This is a genomic window from Coraliomargarita sinensis (assembly GCF_003185655.1).
In the GTDB taxonomy this organism is placed as follows: domain Bacteria; phylum Verrucomicrobiota; class Verrucomicrobiia; order Opitutales; family Coraliomargaritaceae; genus Coraliomargarita_B; species Coraliomargarita_B sinensis.
Genome location: NZ_QHJQ01000005.1, coordinates 240682 through 264630 on the forward strand (window position 1 = coordinate 240682; position 23949 = coordinate 264630).

Below are 23949 nucleotides of genomic sequence, written 5' to 3' on the forward strand. Positions count from 1 at the left end.
AGGTTGAGGACGCCTCTTCAGCCTGTCCTTATAAGTACAGGAAGGGCCAGTGAATAAGATTTGTTTATACGCCCGGACAAAACACTAATGCCCGATATTGCCGTGCATTTTAGCCTCTACGACGTGCGGTAAGATTCACACCCCCTAATGAATATACAGTGTTACCCATTGTCTGCTGTTTCAGCCCTGAAAAAGGCGAGACAGACCACTTTAACGCTAGGCCTATTTGCTGCCTCTTTTCTGGCCTTCGCTACATCGGCGAATGCCCAGGTGCCCGACCTGACAGCGGGCGGGGAGCCCACGGATAGCGAGTATATTAATCTCGGCCCAACCGGCATGGAAGGCTGGATTTATAACAAGGGCTCAGGCAAGCTGAATGAGACAGTCGATGCGCGTCAGATTCTAGTGACGGCAGTGGATGCCGGTTCGCCGGCCGACGGCATTCTTGCGGTGGGCGATGTGATACTCGGGGCCGACGGTACTGGGGCCAGTCCGGTAAGTTTCACTTCGGATGCCCGTAAAGCCTTAGCCTATGCAATCGATGATGCCGAGGGCAATAATCCGGCGGTGTTAAAATTGCTTCGCTGGCGGTCCGGGGTGACGACCGAGGTGTCGATCACGCTTGAGTATCTGGGCGGGAGCTACAGCGCAACCGCGCCGTACAATTGCCTCAAGTCGGCGGCAATTCTGGAGAAGGGGATCGAGTACATCATGAACAACGTGACCGATACCGGGTATGGTGGTTTTGCCCCGACGGTCCTGTTGGCGGCCAATGATCCCGCCAACCCGGACAATGCGGCACGGCAGGCGCGTGCCCAGGCGGAGGCCTACGAACTCAATCTGACTCAAGACGAAATCGACGACATGGAGTCCAATGACCTGACCCGTTCGATTGGCAAGCCGTGGAATATCGGGCCTGCATTGATTACGCAGGCCGAGTATTATCTGCAGACAGGCGACAGCACCGTGCTGCCGTCAATTCGGGCGAGGGCGGTCCAAATCGCGAATGCTCAGAGCATGTTCGGTACAATGGGGCACCACTACTCACTGCCCGGTCCGAACGGTGAACTTAATCAGGCCTACGGCATAGGCTACGGCCCGGTGAACAATGCAGGCATGCCGTGCTTCCTCGGTCTGATCCTGGCCGAGAAGTGCGGGCTGACCGACCAGCGGATTCTGGACGGCATCGCACGTGCGGCGAAATACTTTCAATACTACGCCGACCTCGGCACCGTACCCTACGGTGAGAACAAGGAAACCGGCTCGATTGCCAACAACGGCAAGTCGGGACTCAACGCCATCGCGCTTGGTATGTTGAGCGGCTACGAACATCAGGCAAAGTATTTCAGTAAGATGTCTGTGTTTGGCGCCAGCGAGCGGGATGGTGGTCACACCGGTCCGTTCTTCAATCACCTCTGGACGCCGCTGGGTGCCAACTTTGGTGGCCAGGATGCACTGGTGAACTACTTTCAAACCACCAGTTGGTTGTATGACCTGCAGCGACGCTGGGACGGTGACTTCGTCTATCACCCTTATTATCAGAACGGCGGAATTTCCGACAATTGGGGCCAGGGCCACAAACCGTCCTGGACCACGCTGCTGACCTACGCCGCGCCACTCAAGCAAATCCATATTACCGGCAAGAGCGCCGCTGCGGCCCAGGTCCTCGATGCCACCGATATCGCACACATTGATTTTGCCAAAACCTATGATCCGACGACCCGCACAACTACAGAGCTAATCGAGGACTTGAAGTCGCCTTTGCCGCAACTCCATTGGAGCGCGAGTTCGGAGATCGGGACGAACCGGACAGCCGACCATGCCACCATTTTGCCGACGCTTATCGATATTGCGCAAAACAGCACGGTCTATGCCGAGCGTCACGGTGCGATTTTTGCCCTGGGCCAGATTGCGGATGACAGCACCGCCCCGGTGCTGGCCGGCCTCTGTAGTGATCCTGACAGCAAGGTCCGCTACATGGCGGCCAATTCATTGAATAAACTGTCGCTGGCGGCCAAGACCGCGGAGGTGGCCACGATTGTCAATGGGCTGGTGGCGAACGATCGGCCGGTCTTGCCGCTTGATCCTGAAAACCCACTGCATGTCGAAAAGCAGGCTTTTGCCAGCCTGCTGTTTGACGGCAATAACGGGATCTGGGGTGGCACTCGTGTTGATACGGCAGACCGTAATTTGCTCTATCCAGCCTTCCGGATCCTTGCAACGGCGCCGATGGGGGTGACCGCTCGTGTCCCAACGATGAGTGTGGCACCGTATCTGACCAAGGCGGATGTGGACGCATTGGCTGATGTCTTGGTGGATGTGGCGTATTACCAAGTGCCGGCAGAAAACAGTTACTCTCAGAGGGCTGACGCGATTACGGCAATGCGGACCCATAACTATGCAGATGGGGTTCCTGTCGCAATCAGGGCTTATGGTGAGGTGACCAAAAACCATGGCATGTTTCTGACCGAGCTGGAGAACTACGCCGCTTCGTCGCTGTTGGTGAATCCGGATCCCCAGGTCATCGAGTTCTGTAAGCAATTAGTGAGCACTGAAGACCCTTACTTTTTCGGCCAAAAGTACCATGAGGCGGCTCAAGCGGTTCTTGATGCGATCGCTGCGGACCAACTTCCCGAGCAAGTCGTACCCTTCAAGAGTGTCGACTGGGTGTTTGCGGATCAGCCATCACTGACTCTTCCGGCCACCAGTACGGTGCTACGGGTGCAGTCGAGCGACTTGGCTAAGGGCACGCCTTATTACACCTGGCGTAAGGTGCACGGGGCAGGAGAAGTCAGCTTTGCTCCGAACGGTACCGCTGAGGCCAAGGATACTACGGTCCTGTTCGACGGCACGGCCGGTGTTTACACTTTTGAAGTCACCATGGCCGATGAAAAAGGTCTGACCGAGGCCTATGGCACGGTGACTGTAACTCTCAATGAATCCGGAGGTAGCCTGCCAGCGAACACCGCGCCGACCGCTAACGCGGATTCGATAACGGCCGGGCAGGGCACGCCGACGCAGCTCACCCTGACAGGTTCGGACCCGGAAGGCCAGGACCTGATCTACAAAGTGCTCGACGGCCCGTCCAATGGCTATCTGACCGGTACCGCTCCGGACCTTGTCTACACTTCGGACCTCGCCTATACGGGTGCAGACAGCGTCACCTTTGAGGTGATGGATACCGAGGGCTTACTCTCGGCTTCAGCAACGGTCAGCATTACGGTAAATGCGGTCACTGATGTTGGTCTCGCGATCTACGAGCCCTTCGATTACCCGACGGGCGGATTCAATGGCTCATCAAGTGTCAATGAGATTGGTCTGGACGGCAGTTGGACAGCACAAGCCAACATGGACATAGTCGGTGGTTCGCTCAACTACGGCTCACTGGTTACGAATGGTAGCGCACTCAGCGCATCGGACTCGATCCGGTCGCACGCCGCATCGCGAGCCATTAGTCCGACAGCTCTTGCAGGTAACGGTTTGCTGGATGATGGGGCCACCCTTTGGTTCAGCGCGATGCTGGGGCACCCCGGCATGGTTGATCAAATCTACATGGCTTTGGCGAATGATCAGCTTTCCAACTCCGCCGACAATCACTACATCGTCGATGATGGCGCACAACTGGGATCCGGTTTGGGGGTTTGGCTTGATAAATCCGAAGTGAGGGCCACGCATTTCCGGGATTCCTCGCAAGGTGGGCAAGTTGCGGGTACCTGGACGAGCCAGTATGGCGCTATCAAGTCCGGTGTGCAGCGCTTGGTGGTTGGTAAGATTAACTGGGGAGCAAACTCCGACACGATTGAAATCTATCTGCCATGGGAAGATTTGATCCTTCCATCAGCGCCGAGCTCGACGCTGACGGTTGATGTCGACCAGTCGACTTTCGACACCCTGACCTTTTCGCGTAACGGGACACCCTTGATCGATGAGATTCGCTTCGGATCAAATTATCAGAGCGTAATTCAGGGCACGGTCGCTATGGTGCCGGACACCAGCGCACCGACGCCGGATCCGATGACCTTCGCGGTCGCACCGACGCCGATAAGCTCGTCGTCGATCACCATGACGGCTACCACTGCATTCGACCTCAATGGAGTGGAGTACTATTTCACTTGCACAGCCGGCGGTGGCAATGACAGCGGCTGGCAGGACAGTAATGTTTATACGGATAGCGGCCTGACCCCGGGTGTCGAATACAGCTACACGGTTAAGGCTCGCGACAAGCAACCGGCCGGCAATGCGACAGCTGCTTCCGGTGTGGCGTCTGCAACGATTCCCGTTGGGGGCACTGTACCGGATCTGGTGGGTATCGAGCAGTCTTCGGCCGAGGACCTTTTGGGCTTAGCAGAACTTAGCGTGGGTACGATCACTGACGCATCGGCGTACAGTCTGACGATTCCTGCCGGACATGTCTTAAGCCAGACTCCAGCCGCAGGAAGCACCGCCGCCTATGGTTCTGCTGTGGATCTTGAAATCTCCATCGGGCAGGACCCCGCGCTCCCGACCCTCGCATCTGTGGACATCGTCGATGACCAATCCGGCGGACCGGTTGTGATCAATACAGCGATGACCTATACTTTGACCTTCAGTGAAGACATTGATGCGGCGACGCTTGATGCAGCCGACTTTGTGAACGTCGGCGATGTCTCGGTCACGATCGGGACAATCACTGAGACCTCGCCTGGTGTGGTTACAGTTGACGTCACTCCAACCAGCATCGGCCTGCTGCGTTTTGCGGTCGCCCAAGGAGCGTCCATCCAGGATGCCCAGGGCGATGCATTCAACTCAGACCGCGCGACCATCGATGACACGGTGATCACCGTGAACCTGACAGACGAGGTTGTGCCCGACGTTGTGGGTTTGGCGCAGACCACGGCGGAATCCGATATCGTAGCCGCCAACCTGGTGGTCGGCACGGTGAACAATATTTACGACGAACTTGTACCGGGCGGTGACGTAATCAGTCAGGATCCAATTGGTGGTAGCAGCATTCCCGGGCAGTCGCCTGTGGATCTGGTTGTTTCACTCGGACCTCCGCCCGACACCACCGGACCGGTGGTCGTCTCCACTGACCCGGCCGATGCCGCCTACAACGTAGAAGCGAATGCGAATCTCCATGTCACCTTTGACGAAGATGTTTTCACCAATTCGGGAAATATCGTGATTCGTAACCTTACGGACGGTGGTGACGTGATCATTTCAGTAACGGACACCGCTCAAGTGTCAGCTTACCTGAACGTACTGACCATTGATCCGGCAGAGGATTTGGTCGGTGGCAAGAGCTATGCCGTCCGCATTGCCAGTGGTGCCGTTGTGGATGCCTCGGGCAATGAATACGCCGGGATTAATGACAACTCGGTCTGGAACTTCTCGACCTCTCCGACTGGCTTGGAAACCACTCTCTTAGAGGAGGACTTTGAAGCACCTGATGTTGCTGCCTACGCCGAGGGTACCACACCGGCTAACTGGGTGCGTGCGGATCAGGGCTTTAATGCGTCCAGGCACGGTCTGTCCGACAAGGCCGGGGGAGACTTCAGTGCCGCTGACCCGAACCATCAAGCTTACGCCTTCCGCTACGGAAACTCAGGTATTACAACGGCAGAAGGTGCGCTGAAGGCGATTGAAGAAGGCGACACCTATGAGATTTCATTCGATGTCGTGCGTGATGACGGTGCGAACTCGGGTACGCCTTACGATGCTAGGTTGATTGCGTATACTTTGGGTGACCCTCGTAACGATTGCAGAACTTCGGATCCGGGAATTGAACTGATGGCGGTGACCGGAGATGCGCGTACTGACGGTCTCTTCTCGACCGTAGTCTTCAACTACACCGTTGCCGCAGGTGACCCCGCAATCGGTATGGACCTGACACTTCGCATCAAGGGCGCCAGCACCAGCGCCATTATCGACAATGTGAGCGTCAAGACCATTACCAATCCGAACGAACCGGATCAGGTGCCGCCGGCGGTGGCCTCGCTGACTCCGAACGACGACGCCGAGAACGTCCCGGTGACTGATAATTTAAGAATCGTCTTCGACGAGGATATCGCCGTCGGCGCGGGTAACATCACGATCAAGAATCTGAACAATGGTTCTGAAACCGTGATCAATGCGATCGATGGAAACCAGGTTCTTCTCATCGGGGATACGCTGGAGATCAACCCGGAAGAGGACTTGGACTCTCTGACCTTCTACTCGGTGCAAATTGAGCCGGGAGTGATCACCGACCTCGCTGGTAATGGCTACGCAGGTATCTCCGACGACATTAGCTGGACATTCAATACAGGCGAAACCAGCGATAGCGTGGCACCGGGCATCCTTGCTCTGAGCCCGGGTGATGGGGCGTCCGGTGTCTCCTACCGGACAAACCTGACTTTGACCATGAATGAAAATGTGGTCGTCAATGCCGGCAATATTACCCTGAAGAATCTGACCGATTCAACTCAGGTGGTGATCGATGTTAAAGATTCGAGCCAGGTGTCCGCAGCAGGTCCCGATGTGACCATCACCCCGGCCAACTACTTTGCTGAAGGTAAGAATTATGCCGTGCAGATCGATGCCGGCGCCATCCTCGACCTTTCCGGGAACCCCTTTGCCGGGATTGCCGATGATACGACCTGGAACTTCAGTATTTCCGCCAACAATCCTCCGGCAGTCGCGACGCTCAATCCTGCGGATGAATCGGTCAATGTCGACATTGCCACCAACCTGGTGGTGACCTTTGATGAGGACATTGCCGCGGGTACCGGCAATCTCACGCTGCGTAATGTGAATACTTCCAGTGACTTGTTGATCGATGTGAATGACGGCACTCAAGTAACAATAAGCGGGGCGACATTGACCATCAACCCGGCCTCAAATCTGGCGGAAGCGACCAACTATGCGATCCTGATCGATGCTGGAGCCGTAGAGGACCTGGCGGGCAATTCCTTCGGTGGTATCACCAGTGAAGCGACTTGGAACATCGCCACCGGTGTCAGCCAGGTGGGGCTTGCTTTCAGTGATGACTTCGAAGTCGCTTCGGGTTCACCCGATGTCGATGCCAGTGGCAGTGGAGGGGACACCTCCAAGCAAACTGGCCCCAACTGGGTTCGTGCCACACAAGCCTTTGGTTCCGATCGACATGGTATCGTTGACGAAAGCAGTAACCAGTTCACGGATCCGGGAGGCGAGCAGGCCTATGCCTTCCGCTACACGAATTCAGGCATTACGACCGTGGAAAGTGCGATCGGCACCTTGCAGAGCGGTAAGATTTACCGCGTTAGTTTCAACGTCGTCGGAGACGGCTATAACAACGGTGGAGCCTATAATGTCGGTCTGGTGACCTTCGCCCCCGGAGCCTCTCGAAATGACGTAAGCGGCATGGGCAACGGCACCTCCATGGTGCTGGCCACCGCCAGTGGCGACTATACCGGAACAGCCTATCAACTGGTGAGCTTCGAATATATTTCGGATGGTTCCTCGGATGCCGCGGTTCAGGGGCATGACCTCGCGATACGTCTCGATGGAGCGACCACGACGGCCAACATCGACAATGTTCAGATCACGATTAACGACGCCCCGAACGACGTAGTGGCGCCGACACTTGCGGGCTCGGACATCGTGGATAACCAGTCAGGTGGCCCCATACTCACCAATACCCCGGTTACCTACACGGTAACCTTCAGTGAGGACATGGACGCCGCGACTGTCACAGCTGCTGACTTCAGCAATGCCGGTACCGCCGCCGTTACGATCGGATCCGTTTCCGAACCGGCTCCCGGGGTCTTCAGTATCGAGGCAACCCCGACTACTGAGGGGACTTTGCAAATGCAGGTTTCAGCTGGGGCCGTACTGGATGATTTGGCGGGCAATGCGCTCGACACCACTTCAGCAATTGCCGACGACACCACCATCACAGTGGATGCGCCAAATAATCCACCCGTGGCGCAGAATGATTCCGTGAGCACGAATGAGGATACGCCTGTTGCCATCACACTCGTGGCGACAGATGCCGACAGCGATCCGCTGACTTACGCTGTAGTCACGCCTCCGAGCAACGGTGTCCTGACCGGAACCGCTCCGAATTTGACCTACACGCCGAATTCGGCCTTCTCCGGTTCCGACAGCTTCACTTTCAAGGCGAACGACGGCACGGTGGATTCTAATACCGCGACGGTTAGCATCACGGTGAATGCCGGACCGGCAAATAATGCTCCGGTCGCTTCCGATGACTCGGTCACGACCGACGAGGATGTCTCGGTCGCCATCGCTCTTGTCGCGACGGATGCGGACAGCGATCCGCTGACTTATTCGGTCGAAGCTGCGCCGACTAATGGTACGTTGACCGGAACGGAGCCGAATCTGACGTACACCCCGGATGTTGGATACGCCGGTTCGGATAGCTTCACCTTCAAAGCCAACGACGGTACGGAGGATTCCAACATTGCCACGGTCAGCATTACCGTGAATGCCGCGCCCGTTGAAGGTGTGGTCTTTGCCGACGATTTTGAAGCAGGAGCCAATCCATACGGTGGCACCACTGCTGATGTGGCGAGCTACAATCTCAACAATACCAGCAAGTCGGCCAATACCGCGCTGTGGGTGCGCTCCAGTGACGGGTTTGGTTCTGATCGGAACGGTCTCATCGATGAGATTGAAAATAGTGGACTCAACTTTACCGATCCGGTGGGTGAACAGGCCTATGGCTTCCGCTACACTAATTCAGGCGTGACCACTGCCGAGGGCATCCTCGGTGCACTCACCAACGGCACTACCATCGATGTCAGCTTTGACGTGGTCATGGATGGGCACAACAGTGGCACGGCTTACGATGCGCTACTGTTACTTTTTGATCCCGGTGCCAATCGAAGCTCGTTGCAATACGGCGAAAAGGGGAGTTCCGCGGTGCTTGCACGGGCCACCGGCAACGCAACGGGTGACGGCAGCTATACTACGATCACCTTCAGCTATGTGGTCGGTGATCCTGTCGTCGATAACGATGGCGATGGGGGAGTCGTTGATTCCGCCTGGCTTGCCACTCTGATCGGCAAAGACATTGCGCTTCGTTTCGATGGTGCCACGACCTGTGCGAATATCGACAATGTTGAAGTATCGATTACCTCTGAAGGGGGAGGTGATACCACAGCTCCGACCCTCGCTGGCAGCGACATCGTGGATGATGCCGCGGGTGGTCCGGTGGTTGAGAATACCTCGGTTACTTACACGCTGACCTTCAGTGAAGATATGGATGCCACGACTGTGGATGTGACCGACTTCGGCAACGCCGGAACTTCGACCATCTCTGTTAATTCAGTAACCGAAACGACTGCCGGCGTCTTCAGTGTCGCGGTGACGCCAACAAATTCGGGCACCCTGCAACTTCAGGTCAATGCGGGTGCGGCACTCAAGGATCTGGCCGGCAACTCGCTCGAGACGACGTCTGCGATCCTTGACGATACGACCATTACGGTGGAAGGAAGCAATAGCGCGCCGGTCGCCAATGACGACTCGGCGGCAACGAACGAGGATACTGGTGTCGCGATCACGCTAAGCGCTAGCGATGCAGATCTGGATCCTTTGACTTATGTCGTGGTGGACGCCCCGTCCAACGGCATCTTGTCCGGCACGGCTCCGGACCTGACTTACACGCCGAACGGCGACTATAACGGTTCGGACAGTTTTACCTTCAAGGCGAACGACGGCACGGTGGATTCCGATATTGCAACCATCAGTATCACAATCAATGCGGTCAACGACGCCCCGGTAGCCAATAGTGATTCAGCTGTGACAAACGAAGACACCAGTGTCGCGATTACGCTCACTGGTTCTGATGTGGATGTCGCTGAAACCCTGACCTACGTTGTCGTGAGCGGCCCCTCCAGTGGTAGCTTGTCCGGCACGGCTCCGGACCTGACCTACACCCCGAACGGTGATTACAATGGAAGCGACAGTTTCACATTTGTGACGAATGATGGTACCGCAGACTCGAACACCGCAACCATTAGTATTACTGTCAATGCAGTGAATGATGCGCCTATGGCTGTTTCGGATACAGCGTCCACAGATGAGGATGCCGGAGTGGCGATTACCTTGGTTGCCTCTGACATCGAACTGGATCCGTTGAATTTTGCTGTCGTGTCAGGTCCGGCGAACGGCACTTTGAGCGGCACAGCTCCAAATCTGACCTACACGCCGAATGCCGATTACAACGGTTCGGATAGTTTCACCTTCAAGGCAAACGACGGCACGCTGGACTCAAACACGGCGACCATCAGCATCACGGTGAATGCCATCAATGATGCACCGGTCTTCACGGTCGACCCCATTGCTGGCAGCGATGCGACCGAGGACGCGGCTTACACTGGAAGTATCGCTGGCAGTGCCACGGATGCGGAAGAGGATACATTGACCTACGCACTGGTTAGTCCGGCGACCTGGTTGAGTGTGGCCAGCGACGGTACGCTGAGTGGTACACCGACCAACTCTGCTGTGGGCGCGCACAGCTTCACTGTCAGCGTCAGCGATGGAACTGCAGCTGCCGTTGAAGCGACTCTGGACATCACAGTGATCAATACCAATGACGCACCGGTGGCCAATGACGATTCGGCCACGACCGATGAGGACACCGGCGTGGTCATTACGCTGACTGGTTCCGATGTGGATGTCGGTGACACGCTGACCTATAGCGTGGTGCCCCCACCTTCGAACGGCAGCTTGAGCGGCACGGCTCCGAATCTGACTTACACCCCGAATGGCGATTTCAGTGGTTCCGACAGCTTCTCCTTTAAGACGAACGACGGTACGACCGATTCCAATACCGCGACTGTTAGCATCACGGTGAATGCGGTGAATGATGCACCGGTGGCCAATAACGATTCAGCCTCTACTGATGAGGACACCGGCGTGGCTATTACTCTGACCGCTTCCGACGTGGATACTGGTGATACCTTGACCTACGCAGTCGTGACTGTTCCGACGAACGGTACGCTGAGCGGCACAGCTCCAAATCTGACCTATACGCCGAACGCTGACTACAACGGCTCGGACAGCTTCACCTTTGAAGCCAACGACGGCACAGTGGATTCCAATACCGCGACTGTCTCGCTCACGGTGAACGCAGTGGATGACGCTCCGGTCGCAAACGACGACTCAGTCAGCACGGATGAGGACAATGCGGTGGCTATCACTCTTGTGGCCACAGATGCCGACAATGATCCTCTGACCTATACGGTTGAGACTCCTCCTGCCAATGGTGTGTTGAGCGGCACTGCTCCGAACCTGACTTATACGCCGAATAGCGATTATAACGGCACGGACAACTTTACCTTCTCGGCGACCGGTAATGCGGTGGCCTCGAATGTCGCAACGGTAGGTATCACGGTGAATGCGGTGAATGATGCGCCGGTTTTCGCCAGCGATCCGTTCAGCGCGTCTGATGCCACAGAGGACGCCGTATATAGCGGCACAATAGCGGGCAGTGCAACGGATGCTGACGGGGAGACTCTAAGCTATGCCAAGGTGGATGGTGCTTCCTGGCTGATTGTGGGATCCGATGGAAGCCTAAGCGGAACACCACTCAATGCAGATGTTGGCGGCAACAGCTTCACGATTAGTGCCAGCGATGGTATGAGTACCACCCAAGCGACTCTGACGATTGATGTAATCAACGTGAATGATGCTCCGTCATGGAACAGTGACCCTGTCGCCGAAGTCGACGCCACCGTCGATGCCGCCTACAGTAGCAGTCTTGCGGACGACGCGACGGATGAGGATGGCGACACGCTGACCTACTCATTGGTCAGCAGTTCAACCTGGCTCATAGTCGGCAGCGACGGTAGCCTCAGCGGCACACCGACCAGTGCCGATTTAGGCAGTAATACCTTTACCGTCAGTGTGAGTGACGGAACCGCCGCCTCGGTTGAGGCAACTCTAACCATCGAAGTGGCCGGAGCCGGGACTGTCGTCTTCAGTGAAGATTTTGAGAGCCCCGATGTGACTGGTTATTCTGAAGGAACGACGCCGGTTTCGTGGGTCAGGGCGACTCAGGGCTTTGGTGCGACGCGTCATGGTCTCAACGATGAGGCAAGTGGCGAGTTTACCGGCCCGGTCGGGGCGCAAGCTTACTCTTTCCGCTACACCAACTCAGGTATTACTACGTCAGAGGGCCAGATCGGTGCTCTGACATCGGGCACCACTTACGAGGTTAGTTTCGATGTGGTCGCGGATGGTTCTAATGCCGGCGACAACTATACGGTCGCTCTTGTCACATTTAATGGAGCGGCTCGTAATGATGTTCGCGGCGGTGACGGTGGCGCAGGTATAACATCACTGCTTAACACTGCGACAGGCGCTTATTCCGGCACTACCTATCAAACCGTGACTTTCAATTACACGGCAGATGGCTCGGAAGCCTCGTTGGGGCACGACATTGCCGTCCGAATCATTGGCCAATCCACCTCAGCGAATATCGACAATCTGAGCGTCAGTGTCAGCGGCGGCGGTAGCGGTAACACAGCGCCGGTCGCCGATGACCAGTCGGCAAGTACAAACGAGGATAATGCCTTAGCCGTCACGCTGACAGCCAGCGATGCGGACAGTGATCCTCTAACCTATGCAGTGGTGAGCAGTCCCTCCAACGGCACGCTCAGTGGTACAACGCCGAATCTAACCTATACGCCGAACGCCGAATTCAACGGTTCGGACAGCTTCACCTTTAAGACGAACGACGGTACGGTCGATTCCAACACTGCGATGGTCTCGATCACGGTCAATGCCGTGAACGACGAACCAGTGGCGGACGACCAGTCGGTCGGCACCGACGAGGATGTCAACGTCGCGGTCACCTTGACCGCCAGTGACCCGGACGGCGATGACCTGGCCTACAGCGTAGTTATCGGCCCGTCGGACGGTATCCTCAGTGGTACGGCCCCGAACCTGACCTATACACCAGGAAACAATTACAACGGTTCGGATAGCTTTACCTTCAAGGTCAATGACGGCACGGTGGACTCGAACACCGCAACGGTTTCGATCACAATCAACCCGGTCAACGATGCCCCGATTTTTAACAGCGCCCCGTTCAGCGCTTCGGATGCGATCGAGGGGAACTCTTACAGCGACAGTATCTTCAGCGCTGCTTCGGATCCCGAGGGTGATCTTGTGACCTATTCGAAAGTAAGCGGGCCAGCATGGTTGGCCGTGGCTTCCGACGGGGCACTGAGTGGTACACCCGGAAGCGGTGATGTAGGTGTAAACACCTTCGTCGTCAGCGCCAGTGATGGCACCGGTAGCACAGAAGCAACAATGACGGTCGAGGTTGTTGGCCTCATGACTGAGGACTATGCTTATGCTGAAACACTTGTTTCGGGTACGGTTAGCGGCAGCATCGCCGATACATACGATTCGGATGATACCTATGAGACGATTACCGAAGAGGAGAGCAATGGTAAGCCCTCCGAGCGCCATAGCTTTCTGGAATATATCTGGGAGTTCGACGTGGTTGGAGGCACAAGCGTGAGCTTCAACATCGAGGCCCACCACAGTGCGAATAGCGAGGGTGATGACTTTATCTTTGCCTATTCCACCACAGGGGAGAACGGCACCTACATCAACATGTTGACGATCACCAAGACTTCAGACGATAATACCACACAGAGTTTCACGCTTCCAGAGGGCACCAGTGGAGTGATTCACGTTATCGTACTCGATGCTGACGCAACGGCGGGCAACAACGTTCCTGACACGCTGTCCATCGACCGGATGTATTTTCTCTCCGAGTAGTTTTAGACCACTGCTCCGGTCCATCTGGCTGGAGCAGTGGTCACAAATTGCCAGACTCATAATGACAGCCAGTCAGTATGAGTTATAATCCTCACCGTTGAGGCTCATTACAACGGACTTCTGCCAATTGAGCAATTTTTGCTGCATGTCCTCAAGGTGTTGCTGAAGAGCCTCCTCGTCAGACAGGTCGGTTTGCTCTCCGGGGTCGCTTTCCAGATTGTAGAGTTCGTAGGTCGTTCCCTCGATCCGGTGTAATTTCCAGGGCCAATCCAGCCAAGCGGCGTGGCCGGGCGAGAACTCCTCCGGATAATCAGGGAATTCATTGACGTCCTTGAGCAATCTCGGCGGATCGTGAGGTCGGGGCACGCCAGCCTTTTGCTTTTCCATGATCGCCTTCAAGATTTGATCGCTGCGGGTGAGGTCTCCGTCCTTGAAGTCATGCCAAAACCCCATCGGTTTGCTGCGCTGCACCATTGAGCCATCAAATGACGGACTTATATCAATCCCGTCTAGGGGATGACGCAGGCGTGCGTCGACGCCCGCCATGGATAAAAGTGTGGGCATGAGATCGTTGGTGGAAGAAGGCAGTGCGCTGCGCCCCGTTAGTTGCTGCCCGGGCCACTCGACAATCGATGGCACGCGCAATCCACCCTCGTAAATCGAGCCTTTTTTGGCTCTTCCTCCGGAGCTTTCCGCCAGCAGTCCGCCGTTGTCGCTGCAGTACCATAGGATGGTATTTTTCGCGACTCCGAGCTGTCTGAGTTCCGAGCGCAAGCGACCCAGTTGTTCGTCGAGTAGGGTGATTTCACGGAAATAACCCGCGTGTTTCTTGCCTTCATACAGCTTTGGGCCATCCGGCACCTCTGCATGCGGATAATGCGGCGACGGGAACCAGATGACGGCAAACAGCGGGTCGGGGCCGTCTTTATACCTTTCGATGAATGCCAGCGCCTCATCCATGAGGACGACTGAACCCTTGCCCTCATAGTGTTCGACCGTGCCGTTACGACTCAGGTAGGGGTCGTTGTCAAAAAAGTTCAGGCCGATGTCCCATTCATCAAAGCCCATACCGCCGGGATTACAGGGTGTATTTGGTTGTGCGGAGCCAACATGCAGCTTCCCGAAAATCCCCGTTTTATAACCGGCTGACTGGAGGATTTCCGCCAGGGTTTGTTCCTGCGGACGCAGATAATGGCCATAGTTAGCCACATTGGTACGAATGGGATGCCGCCCGGTCAGCACGCTGGCTCGGGTGGGGGAGCAGACCGGTGCGGCCGCATGGAATCGGTCGAAGACAAAGCCTTCCTTCGCCATCGCGTCCATCGCCGGGGTTTGCACGAAGGGGTGCCCGTTGTAGCCCGCATCGCCCCAGCCTTGGTCGTCGGCCATGACCAGTATGATGTTTGGCCGGTCTTTTTCTGCTGTCGTCCTGCTGTGAGTGCAGGAAATCTGCGAAAGTGCGATCAGTATGCCTAGCGTAGCTGCGAGGTAAGTCTTCATGACGCAGTAAATCAGCGCCCATCCCGCTCCTTGGCAAGTCTAGCCGGGGATATGGGACACTTTGAACCGTCCAGTTAAGTGTAAAGCCCGAATAGTCGGCGACAAAAAAGCCCGGCTTGTACAGCCGGGCTTTTGAAAAGGTTCGGGGCAGAACTAGCTCGCTTTGGGGATTTCCGCCGGAATGTCGACCGGATGTGTATCCTTGCGCTTCACCTTGTTCATGCGCGATCTTCGGCGAAGCATTCGGTCGAGTTTGCTTACCATGTCGTCAATCGATTTATACAGGTCATTGGTCGCGGCACTGGCAAAGTGATCGTTACCACGCACTTCGAGTTGCCCTTTGGCGATAAACTCAGCCTGGTGCGAGGAATTGTGCGTGTCGTAGTCAAGTTCCACCCGCATGCGGATGATGTGATCGTCGTGCTCGAACAGCTTTTCAGCCTTTTCATGAACCATATTTTTAATCGCCTCGGTCAGTTCCATGTTGTGACCGGAGATAATGACGTCATGTTGTTTCATATATTTATACCTTCCTTTATCGGTTCAGTTTAACAGAGCCGACCGGCCCTGCCTCTTCTTCAAATTGAGACACAAAAATGCCAATTCCCGTTCCACTAAATGAAACGCTGAACCGGTTTGCCCTCATCATTGTGACGGGCGGTTCATCAGGAATTGGCTGCTCAATTATCAAAGCAATTAATACCGTAGTGCCAGAGGCTGTAATCTGCAACCTTTCTCGGTCAGAACCTGATGTTTTTTTAGGAAAAAAAGGGGTGCATTTGTCCACCGATTTGAGCGACGCGAAGCAAGTTGATGCAGCTGCCGCAGAATTAAGGCGTGTTATAGGTGACTTGCCGCCCGGAGAGGTTCTTCTCGTGAATAACAGCGGGTTTGGTGACTATGGCCCCACGCAGGAGGCGGAGATCGATAAACAATTGAATATGATCGACTTGAACGTCCGGGCCGTCGTTGATTTGACACTGCAAATCCTGCCGGAAATGCAGGAACGCGGTGGAGTTGTGATGAATATCGCGTCCACTGCAGCCTTCCAACCCACGCCTTATCTGGCAGCCTACGGCGCAACAAAAGCCTTCGTTTTGAACTGGTCACTCGCCCTGAATGAGGACCTGCGTGGCACCAAGGTTAGCGCCATGGCGATATGCCCGGGGCCGACGCGTTCGAATTTCTTCAAACGGGCCGGTTTTGAGACCCCGCCGATGGAGGCGGGTGGCTTCAACAAATATCTGGATATGACCGCCGACGAGGTCGCGAAATGTGCGCTGCGTGGGCTCGCCAAAGGTAAGCCCCTGGTCGTGACCGGTTTTTTAAACAAATGCATTGCCTTTCTTGGGAGTAAAACGCCACGAGTGCTCGTGACCAGTTTGGGTGGCAAGGTGCTCCGGAAGATGAGGCTGGGAGAGGGATGAACGGTCTTTTCGGGTATATGGCGGACAGAAATGTCCGCACTCCGGAGAGAGGACATTTCTGTCCTCTCCTTTCACGACCCGCACAACGAGTAACCTTTTATGACGGACCCTTACGGTAAAGAAGCCCCCTTGGTGGATCCGGATGTTTTTCCGGAGTGGATTGTTCAGGAAGATGATAATCTACTAATTGTGAACAAGCCGGGCTGGCTGGTTTGCCATCCGTCCAAGAACGGCCCCATGTCGAGTCTGGTCGGCGTGGTGCGCGAATATACAGGCTCGGAAAAGCTGCACCTCGTGGCTCGACTTGACCGGGAGACCAGCGGACTGGTGATTTTTGCCAAACGCCCTTCGGTCGCGCGAAAATTCCAGATGGCGATCCAGAACCGGATCGTTCGAAAGGCCTATCTGGCGATTCTTGAAGGTGAACTGAATGAGCCGTGCCGAATCGATGCCTCGATTGCACGTCGTCGCGGCGGACCGGTCATAGTGAAGTCCGAGGTTAGTAACGACCGTACCGCCCAATCCGCCGTGACTGATTTTGAACCGCTGGCTTCCGCCAACGATTACACGCTGTGCAAGATTTGCCCCGAGACCGGGCGCAAGCATCAGATCCGTGTCCACGCCGAGCACATCGGGCACAAAATCGTCGGCGACAAAATCTACGGCCCGGACGAAACGCTTTACATCGAATTTATTGAAAACGGCTGGACCGAGCGGCTCGGTAGTATGCTGCCGATGCAGCGGCAGGCACTGCACTGTCACCGCTACGACTTTGAATTTCCGGACGGGACTGTCAGTTTCGAGGCGCCACTTCAAGAAGACATGCAGACCTTTTCCAGGAAAAATGGGCTGATCCAGTAGAGGCTCCGCTTGCGAATACGGGATCCATGGATGCAATCAATATGTTAAAGACTGTTAAAGACAGTATCGGGAACGCTCATGCCAACGTTTGACATTATCTGGTCATACCAAAGCCCCGACACAAAGTTTTGAGGCCACGTAGCCACGCTTGCGCAACCCGGCATAGCCCTTGGCGACGCTCGAGTAAAGCGGGGTGTTCGAGTTGCCGAAAATTTGTTTATACCGGAAAAAGTAAGGCGCTCATATAAGATGCAGCCGTCTCCTGAAAACTGATCGTTCAGCACCCCGGCATCCGCAAGCGGAGCCTCTACGGAGCTGGATTTGGTGCCGTTTCAGTCGTCGGCTCCTCTTCCTTCGCGGTCACCGTCTCGTCCTCAATCAGTCCTATGTCGCGCCCGACTCGCCCGACATCGAAGAAGGTGATATAGAGCACCATACCGAGTAGTAGGACCATAAACGCACCCTGCACTTTTTCCATCACCGGGATTGGTAGTGGGCGACCGATAATCTTTGAAATGGTGGCAAAGAGCATGTGTCCACCGTCGAGGACAGGGATGGGCAGCAAATTGAAGATAGCCAGATTGACGTTGATCAGTGCCAGGAACCAGACCAGGTCGATGACACCAAACTGAGCCATACGGCTCAGCCCGTGTACGATCCCCACCGGACCGCTCATATTTTTTACTTTCACATCCGACTCTGTGTGAAGCAGGGCGAACAGCGTCATCCGCATGGTATTGGCAAAGATACCCATCTGTTCGATGGGATTATAATGCACGCGCTCCTTTTTGAACGGGTAGTCGTACTGAAAACCAAATCTCGGGCTGGTCTCACCTTTCTTGATGCGAGGTTTGACCGGAATGACCAATTCGCGCCCGTCGCGATCCACGGTAATTTCAATGGACCGGTCTCCGTGGCTTGCCAGATAAGCACTTAAGAACCCTCCGGACGCGACCGCTTCACCGTCCAGTTTTAAGATACGGTCACCTTCCTTGAGTCCGGCCTTGTAGGCCGGCATGTCCTTCTCCAGCCTCACGATAAGTGGAGCCGCATTCTCATCCGAGGTGGGGTACACGCCGATATGACGGATCTCCTCGCTGGTGATGGTCTGCGGATAAACCGTCACACTCATCGGCTCGCCATCGCGAATAACTCCGATCTCGGCCATGGCGCGGCCGTCATCCGAACGGCCGGTGCCGGTCATGAGGGCGTTCTGAAACTGCATCCAGCTACCAATTCTCTGTCCGTCCACCGAGACGATGGTATCGCCGAGCTGTATGCCCGCCTGCAAGGCAGGCCCCGGAACCGTCTCGCGTTCCGAAGTCACGATCTGCTCGGCAATCGAACCGACTTCCGTACTTTTGACGATTTCACGGCCGACCCCCCAGAGCACAAGGGAGAGAATAAAAGCGAAGATCAGGTTAAAAACCGCGCCCATGACAGCCACGATCATCTTGTCGGCATAGCTGATCGGAGGCAGTTTATCAGCCTCTTCGCCGTCACCGCCTTCAAGGCGCCCCATGTCAACGAGTTGCGGCAGCGAAACGTAGCCGCCGAGAGGAATGAGCGAAACACGGAAATCGGTGCCTTTCCATTTCCAACCAAATAAGCGCGGACCAAAGCCGACGGAGAATCGGTCCGCAACCAAGCCCCGCTTCTTGGCCGCGATGAAATGCCCGAGCTCATGAATAAAAATACAGAAGCCGAGAGCAAAGATGGCGACTGCTACGTAAAAAATATCTAATAACATGATCGGGCGATAGTGCGTGTTTCAGCGTCAATTGAAATAAGTTGGTCCAGCGTCGGCGAAGACTTCCCTGCAATACCCCCCAGACAATGCCCAATCACCCTGGGAATATCAAGAAAGCCGAGCTCTTTGTTGAGAAAGCGGTCAACGGCGATCTCATTGGCCGCATTAAAAATAGCCGGGGCTGCACCACCTGTCTCCAGCGCATCGTAGGCCAATTTAAGGCAGGCATAGCGTTCGTAATCCGGGGGGCGAAAGTCCAGGGAAAAGACTTCCTTGAAATCGGTGCTCGACTCGACTCCCGGCGCGCGGTCCGGATAGAGCAGGCAATGTTGGATAGCAAACGTCATGGAGGGCGGACTGAGTTGAGCCAGAATGGAGCCGTCGATCAATTGCACGAAAGAGTGGACGACACTCTGTGGATGGATGACCACCTCAAGCCGTGCCGGTTCCAGTCCAAAGAGCCAGTGAGCCTCGATCAATTCGAGCCCTTTGTTGGCCATGGTCGCCGAATCGACGGTTATCTTTGGCCCCATCGACCAATTTGGATGCCGGGTGGCCTCGTCCGGTGTCACTTGCTTTAAATAATCGAGCGGCTTATCGCGAAACTGCCCCCCGGATGCGGTTAGAATGACTTTGTCCAGTTGGCTTCGAGGATGGCCCTCCAGGCACTGAAAAATCGCATTGTGTTCACTGTCGGTGGGCAAGAGGCGGACCCCTTTGCGCTTGGCGGCCTCAATCACATGGGCCCCGCCGAGCACGAGCAGCTCTTTGTTGGCCAGTGCGATATCCTTGCCTGCCTCAATGGCGGCAAGCGTCGGGCGCAGACCGCAGGCCCCGACAACGGCGACCAGAACAATGTCAGCCTCCGGCAAAGTGGACAGTTCCGTGAGGCCTTCTTGTCCACAGGTGAGCTTTACGTCGGAAGAAAATTCAGATTTTGCTTCCGGATAGAGCGATGCATCCCCCAGTGCGGCATGTTTGACCTCAAACTCGGCGCAGATCTGAGCGAGTTCCTTGTAGTTGGCCCGCGCCGCCACACCGACAAGATTGAGCTTGTCCCTATGCTGGCGCAGGACACGAAGTGTGTTGCTGCCGATCGAACCGGTGGCACCGAGGAGGACGACGTTCTTGCATCGTGAAGACGACATCTAAAAGAGCGTGTATTTGAACAGCAGATAACCCAGCGGAGCACTCAGGATAAGACTATCCGCCAAATCGAAGGCACCGCCGATGCCGGGAATCAAGCTGCCGGAATCCTTGACGCCAGCCTGACGTTTAAAAGCGGACTCGACCAAGTCCGAAGCGATCGAGGCGATGGCAACCGGAATCGCGATCAGCGCGGCCAGCCAGAGGCTGAAATTTTCCGGTACGTAATTCGAAAAAATACTGACCAGGATGATGCCGATCAACATGGAAAATACGATGCCGCCGGCCGCACCCTCGTAGGTCTTTTTCGGACTGATGACCGAGAGAGGGGTCTTTCCGATCTTCATGCCAACGAGCAGGCCGCCCACATCGGCACACTTCGCGACTGCCACGATCCACACCGCCAGAAAAATACCGGTACCTTCGCGGTAACCGTCAAGCTCCGCCATCTTCATGATTTTGATAATGAAATGGAGCAGGTAGGGCACATAGAGGAGACCGAACAGCGTCGGCATAAAGCTGCGTAAACGTCCCGCCTGGAGGTCGAGGCGAATGATCGTCAGCGTGAGCACGACAAAACACAGAACAAAAAGATCGTTCCCCGAATCGATCGTCCTTACATAGTAAGCTCCCAGCGAAATGACCGCTCCGCAAACCAGCCCCAGCGTCTTCATGGGCTTGAGGCCCATTTTTTCAAATAGCTGGTAGAGTTCAAGTTGTGTCAGGTAAGCGACAATCGCAACGAGCAGTACTCCTGCGTGGGCACCGAAGAGCAGGATGGACACCGCGATAATGGTCCAAAGTAGGGCGAAACTGAAAATACGCTGTTGCATGTGTTGTGTTTGGAAGGATTAGATGCCGTCACCGTGCGGGTCTAGCTCTTTGTGAGTTGAGCTGTGGTTTTCCCGTAACGACGTTCACGGCGGGCAAAATCATCGAGTGCGGCCTTGAATTCTTTTTGATCAAAGTCCGGCCACAGCACTTTGCTGATGTAAATCTCGGCATAGGCGGCCTGTAGCATGAGGAAATTACTCAAGCGGCATTCGCCGGAAGTACGGATCACCAGATCGGGGTCGGGCATTTCCCCAGTATAAAGGAAGGGTCGCAACCGGTCGTAATCAAGAGTCTCCAAATCAAGATCTCCGGAACGGGCGGCCTCGGCGGCCGACTTGACCGCATCGACAATCTCGGTGCGAGAGCCGTAGTTCAAAGCCAAGCCAGCGGTGTATTCCGTAAAATGGGCAGTCTGTGCTTCGGCGTCTCGTAAACGCTTCTGAATTTTTTCAGGGAGTTCCTGATAGCGGCCAATCACGCGCAGACGAATTTCCCGCTTCAACAATTCCGGCAGCTGCTCATCCAGAAAGTTCCCCAGCAAGTCCATCAGCGCATCGACTTCATCTTTGGGACGGTTCCAATTTTCCACGCTGAATGCATACAATGTCAGACAGCGCACGCCATTATCCCGGGCCGCCTGCAAGGTGCGCTTGACTGCCTCGGCGCCACGGCGGTGGCCTTCGATACGAGGCAGCCCGCGTTGCTGTGCCCAGCGGCCATTGCCGTCCATGATAATGGCGACGTGTTTCGGTAGGTTGACAGGTTGCTTGGTTTCGGAATTCACAGGAAGCGGGGGATACAAAGAACCATATCGCCTGGGTGCAAGTCGATTGCATGAACCGGTGCGGCACAGCCAGGGATCTTGCGATCGACCTCCCGCCCGAATACACCGGGCCAGCCTAGATTTGAAAGTCGGAACTCCCGGTTACTTCGTGTAATCCGCACTCGCGTTTGAGTCCGCCGAAGCGCGTCTCCTCTTCAGTCATTCCTTCGCCCAGTTTTTTGGTACTGTGCCAGTCGCCCACGGAAACATAACCCTGATCCCAAAGCGGGTGGTAGGGTAAGTTGTTTTCCGTCAAGTAGGTGTAGATATCCCGGTCATTCCAGTCGAGAATCGGGTAGATCTTCAAAATCTTATTCTGTTGCTCGGTAAAAGGGCGCTCCTTTCTCGTGCTGGATTGACTGCGTCGCAAACCGGAGAGCCAGGCCTCCGCGCCCAGTTCGGTGATGGCGCGGTTCATAGGCTCGACTTTGTTGATCCGGTTGTAGCGATCCAGGCCATCCACATCCTGTTCCCATAACTTGCCGTAAAGCGCCTCCTGTTGTGCCGCCGTCTGCTTCGGTGTGTAGGTCTTGAGATTCAACTCCAGACGTTCCGTCAGTTCCTGCGCAAAGGTATATGTGGCCGGGAAAAGGTAGCCCGTGTCGATAAAAATGACCGGGATCTTCGGGATTTGTGTCGTGACCATGTGCAACATGACCGCGCTCTGTATCCCAAAACTCGTACTCAGAACCAACTTGTCACCATAAGTTTCGTAGGCCCAGCGAATCCGTTCGGTGGCACTGGCGGCCTCCAAATCGAAATCGGCACTGCGTTTCATGTCTTTGGTATCTGATGACATCAGGGTATAACTTTAGTTCTTGACTCAATAAGTCAAGAAAAGCTGTCACCCATTTATTTAGAGACTAGACCCTAGCTTGCTGATTTCATTTACTCAAAATTGACCATAACTGGGTTGTGTTGCCCAAAGAAATACCTTGGTTTGAGTCCCAGATGCCACGCAAAATAAGTTTTATCAATTACAAGGGAGGGGTCGGAAAGACTTCACTGGTTGTCAATCTAGCCGCTCAGCTCGCCCAGCAGGGGAAACGCGTTTTACTTGTTGATCTCGACGCCCAGTCGAATTCCAGCATCTGGCTCATGCGGCTGGACCGATGGAACCCTCTGAATACCGCGGAAACCGGCCACCTCTTTTCGGTCTTTGATCCGGGGATCAGTACCCTGAAAGACTGTGTGGTCAAGGATGTGGTTCGCGGGAAGGAAGGCGAAGCCCTGCTCCCCGGATTGGACCTGATCCCGACGACTTTTACGCTGGTCGACCTGGAACATGATTTCGAAGCGCCCGACGGCAGACCCGCCTTTGCCATTTTCCAGGAACAATTGGCGGAGATTGAGAACGATTACGACTTCATCCTCTTCGATTGTCCGCCGAATGTTCTCTATGCCGCCCAGTGTGGTATTTTCTGTAGTAGCGAAATCTATGTTCCGGCGAATCCGGATGCACTCAGCTTGATTGGCTTCACGCTCCTCATCGGCAAGTTGCAGCAGTTCAATCATATTTGTGCGAGTTTCCGGGTCGCCGGGATGCAACCGACAGCCGAGGTCAAGGGTGTCATCTTTAACGCCATTAAAAGTAACGTCGACATCGACGTGCCCAAAATGCGGATGCAGTTTCGCATCAACCAATTCAAGAATCAGGGACGTGTGGCAAAAGACGCTAGAATCTTTGACACGCACATACGTGATGCAATTATCGTGCGACGTGCGGTCACACTTGGTTTGCCGGTCCACCTGGTTGGCAAGCTGAAAGGCGAGGAGTCCGTCAAGGACGACTACGCCATGGTCGCGCAGGAACTCTCCGGCGAAACGCAGGAGCAATCATAGATGTC

At 55.3% G+C, this 23949-nt stretch carries 11 protein-coding genes; 4 read left to right on the plus strand and 7 right to left on the minus strand.

Translation table 11 applies throughout. The annotated features are described in order from the left end of the window. The first annotated feature begins 270 nt into the window (after positions 1 to 270). A complete protein-coding gene (locus DDZ13_RS09030) occupies positions 271 to 13761 on the plus strand; it encodes an Ig-like domain-containing protein (protein ID WP_158279859.1) in 13491 nt (4496 codons plus the stop codon). 72 nt (positions 13762 to 13833) lie between these two features. Here DDZ13_RS09030 and DDZ13_RS09035 read toward each other — a convergent pair whose 3' ends face one another. Both DDZ13_RS09035 and hpf read right to left on the minus strand, forming a co-directional pair. After that, positions 13834 to 15261: a sulfatase-like hydrolase/transferase gene (locus DDZ13_RS09035; protein WP_110131120.1), complete on the minus strand. Its 1428-nt coding sequence runs from the start codon at positions 15259 to 15261 to the stop codon at positions 13834 to 13836. A gap of 153 nt (positions 15262 to 15414) precedes the next feature. Next, positions 15415 to 15780 carry a ribosome hibernation-promoting factor, HPF/YfiA family gene (gene hpf / locus DDZ13_RS09040; protein WP_110131122.1) on the minus strand — a complete coding sequence of 122 codons (366 nt, stop codon included), beginning with the start codon at positions 15778 to 15780 and terminating at the stop codon, positions 15415 to 15417. A gap of 77 nt (positions 15781 to 15857) precedes the next feature. Here hpf and DDZ13_RS09045 point away from each other — a divergent pair, with 77 nt between their 5' ends. Continuing rightward, entirely contained in the window at positions 15858 to 16688 is an 831-nt protein-coding gene (locus DDZ13_RS09045) for an SDR family NAD(P)-dependent oxidoreductase (protein ID WP_110131123.1), read from the plus strand. 99 nt (positions 16689 to 16787) lie between these two features. Then, complete coding sequence (locus DDZ13_RS09050; RefSeq protein WP_110131124.1) at positions 16788 to 17549, plus strand: RluA family pseudouridine synthase; 762 nt, start codon at positions 16788 to 16790, stop codon at positions 17547 to 17549. Between the two features lie 307 nt (positions 17550 to 17856). Here DDZ13_RS09050 and DDZ13_RS09055 read toward each other — a convergent pair whose 3' ends face one another. The 5 genes from DDZ13_RS09055 to DDZ13_RS09075 form a co-directional block, all read right to left on the minus strand. Continuing rightward, positions 17857 to 19299, minus strand: a complete 1443-nt coding sequence (locus DDZ13_RS09055; protein ID WP_110131125.1) for a site-2 protease family protein — start codon at positions 19297 to 19299, stop codon at positions 17857 to 17859. Beyond that, entirely contained in the window at positions 19290 to 20447 is a 1158-nt protein-coding gene (gene dxr, locus DDZ13_RS09060) for a 1-deoxy-D-xylulose-5-phosphate reductoisomerase (RefSeq protein WP_110131126.1), read from the minus strand. The genes DDZ13_RS09055 and dxr overlap by 10 nt, the downstream gene beginning before the upstream one ends. Then, positions 20448 to 21278, minus strand: a complete 831-nt coding sequence (locus tag DDZ13_RS09065) for a phosphatidate cytidylyltransferase (RefSeq protein ID WP_110131128.1) — start codon at positions 21276 to 21278, stop codon at positions 20448 to 20450. 41 nt (positions 21279 to 21319) lie between these two features. After that, positions 21320 to 22063 (minus strand): undecaprenyl pyrophosphate synthase, encoded by a 744-nt coding sequence (gene uppS, locus DDZ13_RS09070; protein WP_110131129.1) that lies wholly within the window; start codon positions 22061 to 22063, stop codon positions 21320 to 21322. A 115-nt stretch (positions 22064 to 22178) separates the two neighbouring features. After that, entirely contained in the window at positions 22179 to 22901 is a 723-nt protein-coding gene (locus tag DDZ13_RS09075; RefSeq protein ID WP_110131130.1) for a phosphoadenylyl-sulfate reductase, read from the minus strand. Between the two features lie 152 nt (positions 22902 to 23053). Here DDZ13_RS09075 and DDZ13_RS09080 point away from each other — a divergent pair, with 152 nt between their 5' ends. Then, positions 23054 to 23944: a ParA family protein gene (locus DDZ13_RS09080; protein ID WP_110131156.1), complete on the plus strand. Its 891-nt coding sequence runs from the start codon at positions 23054 to 23056 to the stop codon at positions 23942 to 23944. Positions 23945 to 23949 lie beyond the last annotated feature (5 nt).

What these genes read in the sequence shown, in the direction of transcription:
- DDZ13_RS09050 (WP_110131124.1), top strand. Translation starts at nt 16,788, where the DNA reads ATGACGGACCCTTACGGTAAAGAAGCCCCCTTGGTGGATCCGGATGTT.
- dxr (WP_110131126.1), bottom strand. Translation starts at nt 20,447, where the DNA reads ATGTCGTCTTCACGATGCAAGAACGTCGTCCTCCTCGGTGCCACCGGT.
- DDZ13_RS09075 (WP_110131130.1), bottom strand. Translation starts at nt 22,901, where the DNA reads ATGTCATCAGATACCAAAGACATGAAACGCAGTGCCGATTTCGATTTG.
- DDZ13_RS09035 (WP_110131120.1), bottom strand. Translation starts at nt 15,261, where the DNA reads ATGAAGACTTACCTCGCAGCTACGCTAGGCATACTGATCGCACTTTCG.
- hpf (WP_110131122.1), bottom strand. Translation starts at nt 15,780, where the DNA reads ATGAAACAACATGACGTCATTATCTCCGGTCACAACATGGAACTGACC.
- DDZ13_RS09045 (WP_110131123.1), top strand. Translation starts at nt 15,858, where the DNA reads ATGCCAATTCCCGTTCCACTAAATGAAACGCTGAACCGGTTTGCCCTC.
- DDZ13_RS09065 (WP_110131128.1), bottom strand. Translation starts at nt 21,278, where the DNA reads ATGCAACAGCGTATTTTCAGTTTCGCCCTACTTTGGACCATTATCGCG.
- DDZ13_RS09055 (WP_110131125.1), bottom strand. Translation starts at nt 19,299, where the DNA reads ATGTTATTAGATATTTTTTACGTAGCAGTCGCCATCTTTGCTCTCGGC.
- DDZ13_RS09080 (WP_110131156.1), top strand. Translation starts at nt 23,054, where the DNA reads ATGCCACGCAAAATAAGTTTTATCAATTACAAGGGAGGGGTCGGAAAG.